This is a genomic window from Brevundimonas sp. GW821-FHT10E09 (assembly GCF_058809375.1).
Genome location: NZ_JBXASO010000006.1, coordinates 189,963 through 198,921, shown reverse-complemented (window position 1 = coordinate 198,921; position 8,959 = coordinate 189,963). Strand labels below are relative to the sequence as shown.

Here is an 8,959-nt window from a genome sequence, read left to right as displayed (position 1 = left end):
AACTGATAGGACATCACCAGACCCGAGACGACGCCCATGCCGAAGGCGACGGCGAAGATCTTCAGCCAGTATTTGAACAGGTTCAGATAGAGCTCGCGCCCCGTCTTCAGCCACAGAGCCTCCAGCACAGCCAGATAGCTGGCCAGGCCGATGGAAAAGGCCGGAAAGACGATGTGGAAGGCGACGGTGAAGGCGAACTGCATCCGCGCCAGGATCAGGGCGTCAAAATCCATGGTAGAGTCTCAACCGATCAGGCCGAGCGCGCCGGCGCTGCGGTAAAGCATATAGAAGGCGACGACGAAGATCAGACCCGCAAAGACGGTGTTCAAGACGCCTTTTTGTCCCGACAGCGCCTTGGCCAACCGAGCTCCAACCAGGCCGCCCAAAACGCCGCCGCCAATGAAAACCGCCGCCAGGGGCCAGTCGACCCAGCCGTCCAGGGCGTAGTTGAAGGCCGTGGTCAGGCCGAAGGCGGTGACGCCGACCAGAGACGAACCAACCGCATAGTAGATCGGCATGCGGGTCGAGAACATCAGGCTGGGCACGATCAGGAAGCCGCCGCCGATGCCGAAAAAGCCCGACATCACGCCCGTGGCCAGACCCGTGCCGACGAGCTTGGGTGCATTGCGGCGATCAAGCTCGACGTTCGGGTCGCCGCCGGCGGAGCGACCCCGCAGCATCAGCACGCCTACGACCAGCATCAGGACGGCGAACAGCGCCAGAAGCTTCTGGCCGTCCACGGCCTTACCGAGGCTCGAACCCAGAAAGGCCCCGAGCACCCCGGCGACCGCGAACAGACTGGCGATCTTCCATTTCACCGTGCCGTGGCGGGCGTGATTGATCACATTGGCGAAGGCGTTGGCGGCCACGGCGAAGGCGCTGGTGCCGATCGCCAAATGCGGCTCCTTGACCCCGACCAGATAGACGATCAGCGGCACGGCCAGGATGGACCCGCCGCCGCCGACCAGGCCGAGGGTGAAGCCGACGAGCGAGCCGGCGCCGGCGCCGAGGCCGTACTGCAGCGGAGACAGGTCCATGATCAGGCTCAGGCGACAGCAGGGCGAAGCTGGGGGGCGGGTTCGATGTGGTGGGGGCCGGCCAGCCATTCGCGACCGCGCAACATCCCAAGCCAGTAGATTTCGGGCAGGGCCTGGGCCTTCAGATGCCAGGCCAGACGGGTCGGCTTGGTCCCGTCGAGCATCCATTTCGGGAAGCTGGGCAGGAGCTTGCCGCCATAGCCGAACTCGGCCAGCACGATCTTGCCGCGCTCGACCGTTAGCGGGCAGGAGCCGTACCGATCGAATGCTGTCTCCCCGGCGGGAGCGGCGGGCCTGACGCAACTCATGCCCGCGACAGCGCGGGAGCTCGGCGTCGAGGATCGCTTCGACCCGGTTGAGAACCTGCGTGGCGGAGCGGACTATCTGGCGCGCCAGCTCAGGCGTTTTCAGGACGTCAGGCTAGCCCTGGCTGCGTTTAACGCCGGGCCGGCCAGAGTAGCCTCCCTCGGGCGCGTTCCTCGCATCAGGGAGACGGAGGAATATGTTGAATCTGTTATTGAATGCTATCTCGCCTTGAGCGCCGGCCGGGTCGTCGTGAACGCCCGGCAGTGTCGGCGGGAGGGCGCGCCATGATCCCTGATGCCTCGGGCGATGACGCCATGGTTCCGCAGGGCGACGATGATCTGCTGACGCGTGCGGAGGCCTCGGCCTTCCTGGCGCTTCTGGGGATCCGGCTCAAGCCCGCCACGCTCGCGCGCCTCTGGTCAACGGCGTCCAACGGTCCGCCGTGCCGCCACATCCGCTCCAGGCCCTTCTACCCGCGCGGACTGCTGCGGGAATGGGCGAGGGCCCAGATCACCGAGGTGAGGACCGGCGCGCCTCCGGCGGCGAGGGGCCGCGGTCGTGCGTGAGATAGACAGCATCGATCATACGACGCTGGACCGACTGCTCGCGGATCCGTCGACGAGCTTCGCCCTGAAGGCTGTGATCGAGACATGGGCTGACCGGGATTGCCTGGATGCAGAGCATGACGCCCGTCTTCTGCATACGGCTCTTGTCAGGAAGGTCGACCATCGCCTGGGTCTGGCGCCATGAACTTCCGGGTGGATGGAGAATCCATCGAGTCAGGAGGGCCGGAGGACCGGTTGCTGCCCTGGAGGCGTGTCCAGGATATCGCGGGCATCAGTCGGTCCACGGCCTGGCGGATGCAGCGGATCGGAGAATTTCCGACGCCCGTGACCGTTTCGCCGGGCCGGGTGGGATGGTGGGAGAGCGAGTTGACGGCCTGGAAGGGCGCGCGGGGGACGACAAGGGCGCTGGTCCCGCCTTCGAGGCCTCGGCTGCCTGGCATGCCGCGTCGGGCGCCCGGACGTTCCTCACCGGCGGCGTCGAATGGAGGGTGCGAACGGGAAGAAATTTCAGAGAGCCTGGTGAATGGGCCGGTGCGGCGGCCTGAACGAAAACGGCGCGCCCGCCCGGTCCACGTCGATCAGATCGACTTCGGCTTCTAGGCGAACAGGCTTTGCCTTAAGAAGACAATGTGGAGGCGACCGACCTCGCCTCCACGGACAGTTCGGACCGTCTCTCGCCGAGCGGGCCGAACTGTCATGCCCGGTTGTGCGACGCCATCAAGAGTCTGGCGCCTCTCGCGATAGCACCGCTGAATGACACGCGGACCCTGTCACAGCGGAGCCTGCGAGAACGGTCAGGACAGTCTTGCTGGTCTTCCACGCTAATCTGGCAGCAGTGTTGGATGAGATTTCGCGGTTCTGATGGCTGCATCAACGGCATCGACGCTGAAATCGAAACGACCGGCGTCCTGTCCGGCGCAGAGCATCTGCCATGCTCCGTCACATCGAACCACAACGATGCGAGTGACGCCGGGTGCTGTCGACATAGAGACTCCGCGAAGACGCTCTGGAACATCGGTGGGAGGCGCGCTCAGGATCAGGCGGGTTCGGACGAGTCCGACTGCAGTCACTTCTAACTACAGAAAGGTGCGGAGTTCGGGTCCAAGGGCCCTGGTCAGCGCGGCGGAACTTCGACGAATAGTCCGCGTTCCGTGGATTCCTCCCCCCAGGTCGGGAGGGCGACGGTCCGACCATCGCGCCTTTGGCCCCCCTGTTGGCGCGCTGGTCGGACCGTTTCTATTCGCTGCACATGTCGTTAAATCCGTGGGCGTTATTGGCCTGGCGGTAGCGTGGGGTCTCGGGGGTTCCGGGCGGCGGAGGTGATGGCGATGGCGAAGTATGCGCCCTTGGTGCGGTATCTGCGGCGGCAGCGGACACCGGAAGTGACGCTGACCTTTCGTGATATCGAGAGGATTGTCGGAGGCCTTCTGCCAAAAGCGTCCTCTGACCTGGAATGGTGGCGGGCGGAGGCTGCTGCTTCAGCACCGCCGCAGAAGCGCGCCTTTGCTGAAGCGGGTTTCACTCCCAAGCCAGAAATCAGATCCGAGCGGGTCTTATTCGTTCGCGCTGCCTCCACGTCCCTGCACGGATCTCAAGCCGCCGGATGATCTTGCTCCGTGGAGAAGATGTTCGTAGCGCCTGAGGCTCGAGCCCGAACTTCAGGGGGCGCCGGGACGCCCCTATATCGCCCATGGTTCACTTGAACCGGTCCAGACGTTCGCCGATCAACTTGATGTTGGTCCTGGTCACGCCATGGGCCTCGGCGAGGTCGGGCCAGTCGCGCACAGCTTCGCGCGTCTGGTCGATGATTTCGTTCACCGGCGCCTTCTTGAGCCCAGCCGTTTCGCCGAGCCGCTGCAGATGTTCGACAGAGGGGTTTCGGCCTTCGCCCATCACCATCGTCGTCTGTTCGGCCCCGGGACCGGAGGAGAAGGTCAGGTCATAGGCCGGCGATAGTCGCCATTCGCCTTGCGCATTCATGAGGAAGGTGAAGTTCTTGGCGTGATCGTCTCGATTGTGGGCGATGACGTTGAAGGCGGCGAGACGAAACATCTTCTCGACTTCGCGCACGTCGTGGGTCAGGCGCGTGGTCAACGCTACGAGGGCTTCGTAGTCCAGCGAAGGAATCCGGTGGTCGGCGTGAAGCAGGCCCGAGGCCGTGTGGGCGTGCAAACGCTGGTCCCCATCCCGATCAAAGCGACGGGTGGCGAAGTAGGCGGAGCCCCTGCCGGTGGTGAGGAGACGCGTCTCCGTCATCTCGACCCCGGCTGCGGTCGCCATGCGAGCGTAGGCGAATTCGATGGCTCCGGCGTCCTTGCCGTCATGGCTGTTGGGAAACTTGACCAACCAGTGATCATAGCCGTCGGGGAGTGATCGTGCGCCGTGCAACACCTCCCCCGATGCCGTGTTGAAACCGATCATCGCTTTCGGCCGCGCGCCCGCCGACGAGCCGTTAAGGGCGATAAGGTCGGCCAGAACCTCATCCGCCTGCCCCTCGAGCACCTCCTGGGCCTGGTCGGCGATCCGGTCGAGTTCGAGCGTCTGGGCGGCCGCCGCCTCCTCTGGCGTGAGGTCGGGCTCGTAAGTCAGGGCGCCCATGCCATGGGCGCCCACGTGAGCCAACCGGTCGAGCGGGCTGATCTGTTCCGGGAGAAGGCCCTGGACGCGCAAGGCGCGATCGAACAGGAGACGGCCCCAGCCGTCGGGCAGGCTGTCATTGAAGGCGCCCGGCAAGCCTTCAAACAGGGCGGTATCGGTCGTCTGCAGGCCCGGTCGCAAGGGCAGGCTGAGCGGTGAAATTTCGACGGCGTTCGCGATGAAATCGGCGTCGTACTCGAAATAGATTCTGCGATCGCGCGCGGCCAATCGGCCGACGCGGGTTGCGCCTCCGCCGAAATCCAGGCCGACAGCCACTGCGGCTACGGGTGAAAGGTTCATGTGCGCCATCCGTTCTTCCGCCTGGAGCGAGGGGCATCCTTCAAGACCTCGTCAATCGAGGCGAACGTCAACGCTTCTGGTTTGGCCGCCTCGATGGTCGCCTCAAGGCCGCCGACAATGGAGAGCAGCTTCACCAGAGCTTCAGTGGAGCCCAGCCCGGTACGCTCGAATTTACGCAGCGTCCCCAGAGGCACGCCGGATCGCGCGGAAAGACCAGCCTGGGTGAAGCCCATCGCCAGTCGGCGCTCACGGATATTCCCACCGAGCTTCTCAAGGGCGCGGACAGGGGTAAGAAGTGATATCATCATAACGATAATAGACGATTTTTATAAATAATGATATCATTCTATCACTATCCAAGGTGCTCGCGAAGTCGATCGCTGAAGCGGACCCGTATCCTGCAGTTCGATGCCTGTGAAACTGATCGCTGCAACACACTCGGCGAAGGTCCACTTAGCGGCAATGACCCAATGTCTGCCCCTGGCGCAGGCCGGTCGTCATTCGCTGAAGATTCAGTTAGGAATTTTATTGCAAGTCGCTCGCAATTGCATTTAAGCGGCGGGGCCTTCTTCAGGAGCCCCCATGCCTCTCTTCTCGTCCCTTCCGCCGCTGCGCCGATCCTCGGGCCTTGTCGCCGTCTCGGTCCTGCTGGCCGGGACCGCCTTCGCCTCGACCGCCGCCGCCCAGACGGCGCGGCAGGAGCAAGCGGCCAGTTCCGTCGAGGATGTGGTGGTCACTGCGGCCCGGACCAATCTGCCGGCCAGCGCCCTGCCGATGACGGTCGAGGTGATCGACCGCAAGGCCTTGGCCGAGCAGGTGGCTATCAGCGGTTCGGTGATCGACGCCGTTGCGACCCTGTCGCCGTCCTTCTCGCCGACGCGGCAGAAGCTGACCGGCTCGGGCGAGAGCCTGCGCGGCCGGTCGCCGCTCTTCGCCATCAACGGCATCCCGCAGTCGACGCCGATCCGTGACGGTTCGCGCGACGGCTATACGATCGATCCCTTCTTCATCGACCGGGTGGAGCTGATCTACGGCTCCAACGCCCTGCAGGGCATCGGGGCCACGGGCGGGGTGGTCAATCAGGTGACGGTCGGAGCCCCGACCGAAGACGGCCTCACGGGCCGGATGCTGGCCCAGGTCTCGAGCGCGGGCGGGCCGGAAGGCGACGGCGTCGGGGCCAAGTTGGGCGGTCTGGCCGCCTATCGCCACGGTGACTTCGACGGTGTTTTCGGCGTGGCTTTCGACCAACGCGGCGCCTTCTATGACGCCAACGGCCGCCGCGTCGGCGTCGACAACACCCAGGGCGAGGTGCAGGATTCCAAGGCCCTGTCCTTCTTCGGCCGCTTCGGCTGGAACCTGACCGATACGGTGCGCCTCGACCTGCTCGCCAACCGTTTCGAACTGAAGGGCGACGGCGACTATGTGGCGGTGGCGGGCAATCGCCTCATCGGCCGTCCGACCAGCAGCGTGCGCGGTCAAGTCCAGGGCGAGCCTGCCGCAAACCGGGTCGAGACCGTCTCGGCCTCGCTGACCGACAGCGATCTGGCCGGCGGCGACTTCAGCGCCCAGGTTTTCTTCAACCGCACGCGCGACACCTTCGGCGGCGACCGCTCGGCCACCTTCCAGGACGCGAGTATCGCTCCCATCGGGACCCTGTTCGACCAGTCGTCGAACCGGTCGCGCAAGCTGGGCGCGCGCGCCAGCTATGAACGGGCCGTGCCGGGCGTGCCAGGGCTGACCGCGACCCTGGGTCTGGACGCCATGAAGGACCGCACCGAGCAGTTGATGATCGCCACCAACCGCGCCTGGGTGCCGCCGACCGAGTTCCAGAGCGTGGCGCCCTTCGTCCAGGCCAATATGCGGCTGTTTGACGGCCGGGTGCGCCTGGCCGGCGGCGTGCGCCAGGAAAACGTCGAACTGTCGATCGACGACTTCACCACCCTGGCCTCCTATGGTTCGCGCCGGGTCACGGGAGGCAAGCCCAAGTTCGAGGCCACCCTGGTCAACGGCGGCGTGGTCTATGAACCGCTGGATGGCGTGCGCGCCTATGTCAGCTACGCCGAGGGCTACACCGTGCCTGACGTGGGTCGCATCCTGCGCTCCATCAACGTCGACGGGGTCACGGTCGAGGGCTTCCTCGACATCAGTCCGGTCGTCTCGGACAATCAGGAGATCGGGCTGGAGGTGAAGCGCGGTCCGTTCGAAGCCGGGGCGACCTACTTCTGGTCCTCGTCGGACCTGGGTCAGTTCCTCGTTCGCAACGCCGACGGCGTCTATGACGTCCAGCGCCAGGCCGTCGAGATCGAGGGGCTGGAGCTCAACCTGCGCGCCCGCACCCCGATCGAGGGGCTGACGGTTTCGACCGGCTACGCCCGCCTGCGCGGCCAGACCGACACCAACGACGACGGCCGGGTGGACCGGGACCTGGACGGCGCCAACATCTCGCCGGACCGCATCAACGCCGCCGCCGTCTACGCCAACGGCCCGCTGTCGGCGCGCCTGCAGGTCCAGGCCTATCTGGCGCGTGATTTCGAGGGCGGCGACGTGCGCAACAATTTCGAAGGCTACACCGTGGCGGACGCCTACCTGCGCTATGACTTCGCCTTCGGCGGGGTGTCGCTGGCGGTGCAGAACCTCTTCAACGAGGACTATGTGACCTATAGCTCCGACACCAGCAATCCGGCCGACAACCTGCGCTACTTCGCCGGTCGGGGCCGTTCCTTCACCCTCGGGTGGGACCGTCGCTTCTGATGCGTCTGGTTCGACTGGCGCATCGCTGGACCGGGGGGCTGATCGGCCTGCTGCTGTTCGTCCTGGGGCTGACCGGGACGGTCCTGGTGTTTAAGGACGACTGGCTGCGCCTGGTCGTACCCCACGCCGCAGAGGCGCGGGTTTCGGACCCAAGTGCTATTGGCGCGGCGCTGGATCAGGCGTTCGCGGCGCCGGACCGTCCGCGTTCGGTCATCCTGGCCTCTGATAGTCTGGGCGTCCTCCGACTGAACTATGAGGACAAGACGCGCGGCGCCTACGCCGCCCAGTCGGGCGCGGTCGTAGCGCGCTGGGAAAGCCTGTGGGCGCGGCCGGAGCTGTGGCTGTTCGACCTGCACCACTATCTGCTGATCGGCGACACGGGAAAAACCATCGCCGGGATCGCGGGCCTGGCGGGTCTGGGCTTTGTCGTCACCGGGGTGATCCTGTGGTGGCCCACGCGGCGCACCTTCGTCTTTGCGGTCATGCCGAGGGCGTGGAAGCGCCCAGGGATCGTCAAGCATCATCGCGACATGGGCGTGTGGAGCGCGCCGGTCCTGGCCGTCGTCCTGACGACCGGGGCGATCGTGGCCCTATCGCCCCTGTATGACGGATTGGCCCAGGCCTTGTCGCCGGGCGCCGACCTGAAGGCGGTCATGGCCCAGCCGGAACATGAAGGGGGGGTGTTGTCCGCCGATCTGGACTGGCCGGCTATGATGACGGCGGCCCAGGCCCGCTTCCCTGACGCCGAGGCGCGCATCGTCTCCCTGCTAACCAAACAGGGCGGTCTGATTGGCCTGCGGATGCGGCGGACGGCGGAATGGCTGCCCAACGGCCGGACCCAGGTCTGGTTCGATCCCGCCGATGGACGGATTGTCGGAACACGCGACGCCATGGGGCTGCCTCTTGGGCTGCGGGTCATTAACGCCCAGTACCCGATCCACGCCGCCAAGGTCGGGGGGCTGGCCTATCGACTTGTGGTCGCCGCCTCCGGGTTGGCGCTGACCCTGCTGGGATCGCTGGCGGTCTTCACCTTCTGGTCCAACCCGAGCGGACTGCCGAAACGGCGACGCCCAAGCCCAAGTGCGCGGCGTGTCTAAGAGGTTGGGGCGGGAAGAGGTTCGCCAGACTGACACGGGCAGAGGAGAGGATCCTACGGTGAGGGTCTATCTCGCTCGAAGCGACGGTCCGCCTCCAGGCGTTCAGCCAATGTCCGCTACTGGCGGATACTGTTGAAAAAGTCCGCGAGCCGGCCGTGATCGGCCTTTTCGGCTCGATCTGGAGCCGTCGCGGAAAACTAAGCGATTGATTTCATTGGGGCGGAATTTCGGGACCCGCCCGTGGTTTGCGCCGTTTCAGCGGTCG

Annotated in this window: 12 protein-coding genes; 7 read left to right on the top strand and 5 right to left on the bottom strand. The window is 65.4% G+C overall.

Annotated features, from left to right (window positions below):
- The 3 genes from AC1RSI_RS08025 to AC1RSI_RS08015 form a co-directional block, all read right to left on the bottom strand.
- Window positions 1-233, bottom strand: a 233-nt coding sequence (locus AC1RSI_RS08025; protein ID WP_492322676.1) for a cytochrome ubiquinol oxidase subunit I, incomplete at its 3' end; no start/stop codon positions are given.
- 9 nt (window positions 234-242) lie between these two features.
- Complete coding sequence (locus AC1RSI_RS08020) at window positions 243-1,037, bottom strand: sulfite exporter TauE/SafE family protein (RefSeq protein WP_447941542.1); 795 nt, start codon at window positions 1,035-1,037, stop codon at window positions 243-245.
- An 8-nt stretch (window positions 1,038-1,045) separates the two neighbouring features.
- Complete coding sequence (locus tag AC1RSI_RS08015; protein WP_447941541.1) at window positions 1,046-1,345, bottom strand: hypothetical protein; 300 nt, start codon at window positions 1,343-1,345, stop codon at window positions 1,046-1,048.
- Between AC1RSI_RS08015 and AC1RSI_RS08010 the strand changes: the two genes are divergently transcribed.
- From AC1RSI_RS08010 to AC1RSI_RS07990, 5 genes are all read left to right on the top strand, one after another.
- On the top strand, window positions 1,344-1,631 hold the full coding sequence (locus AC1RSI_RS08010; RefSeq protein WP_291755200.1) for a lytic transglycosylase domain-containing protein: 288 nt from the start codon (window positions 1,344-1,346) through the stop codon (window positions 1,629-1,631). The genes AC1RSI_RS08015 and AC1RSI_RS08010 overlap by 2 nt on opposite strands.
- The gene (locus AC1RSI_RS08005) at window positions 1,628-1,909 is read left to right on the top strand and encodes a hypothetical protein (RefSeq protein WP_255500432.1); all 282 of its coding nucleotides are present in this window, start codon (window positions 1,628-1,630) and stop codon (window positions 1,907-1,909) included. The genes AC1RSI_RS08010 and AC1RSI_RS08005 overlap by 4 nt, the downstream gene beginning before the upstream one ends.
- Complete coding sequence (locus AC1RSI_RS08000) at window positions 1,902-2,093, top strand: hypothetical protein (RefSeq protein WP_112999801.1); 192 nt, start codon at window positions 1,902-1,904, stop codon at window positions 2,091-2,093. The genes AC1RSI_RS08005 and AC1RSI_RS08000 overlap by 8 nt, the downstream gene beginning before the upstream one ends.
- Complete coding sequence (locus tag AC1RSI_RS07995) at window positions 2,090-2,509, top strand: helix-turn-helix transcriptional regulator (RefSeq protein WP_112999800.1); 420 nt, start codon at window positions 2,090-2,092, stop codon at window positions 2,507-2,509. Before AC1RSI_RS08000 ends, AC1RSI_RS07995 begins: the two co-directional genes overlap by 4 nt.
- 722 nt (window positions 2,510-3,231) lie before the next feature.
- Window positions 3,232-3,516 carry a DUF7662 domain-containing protein gene (locus tag AC1RSI_RS07990; protein WP_445012510.1) on the top strand — a complete coding sequence of 95 codons (285 nt, stop codon included), beginning with the start codon at window positions 3,232-3,234 and terminating at the stop codon, window positions 3,514-3,516.
- Between the two features lie 88 nt (window positions 3,517-3,604).
- Here AC1RSI_RS07990 and AC1RSI_RS07985 read toward each other — a convergent pair whose 3' ends face one another.
- Together AC1RSI_RS07985 and AC1RSI_RS07980 are read right to left on the bottom strand one after the other, a co-directional pair.
- Entirely contained in the window at window positions 3,605-4,846 is a 1,242-nt protein-coding gene (locus AC1RSI_RS07985; protein WP_178827170.1) for a type II toxin-antitoxin system HipA family toxin, read from the bottom strand.
- Window positions 4,843-5,154 carry a helix-turn-helix domain-containing protein gene (locus AC1RSI_RS07980; protein ID WP_255500431.1) on the bottom strand — a complete coding sequence of 104 codons (312 nt, stop codon included), beginning with the start codon at window positions 5,152-5,154 and terminating at the stop codon, window positions 4,843-4,845. Before AC1RSI_RS07980 ends, AC1RSI_RS07985 begins: the two co-directional genes overlap by 4 nt.
- A gap of 274 nt (window positions 5,155-5,428) precedes the next feature.
- On the opposite strand from AC1RSI_RS07980, the gene AC1RSI_RS07975 reads away from it, so the two are divergent.
- Window positions 5,429-7,597 (top strand): TonB-dependent receptor, encoded by a 2,169-nt coding sequence (locus tag AC1RSI_RS07975; protein ID WP_178827168.1) that lies wholly within the window; start codon window positions 5,429-5,431, stop codon window positions 7,595-7,597.
- Window positions 7,597-8,694: a PepSY-associated TM helix domain-containing protein gene (locus AC1RSI_RS07970; protein ID WP_291755215.1), complete on the top strand. Its 1,098-nt coding sequence runs from the start codon at window positions 7,597-7,599 to the stop codon at window positions 8,692-8,694. The genes AC1RSI_RS07975 and AC1RSI_RS07970 overlap by 1 nt, the downstream gene beginning before the upstream one ends.
- Window positions 8,695-8,959: the final 265 nt, after the last annotated feature.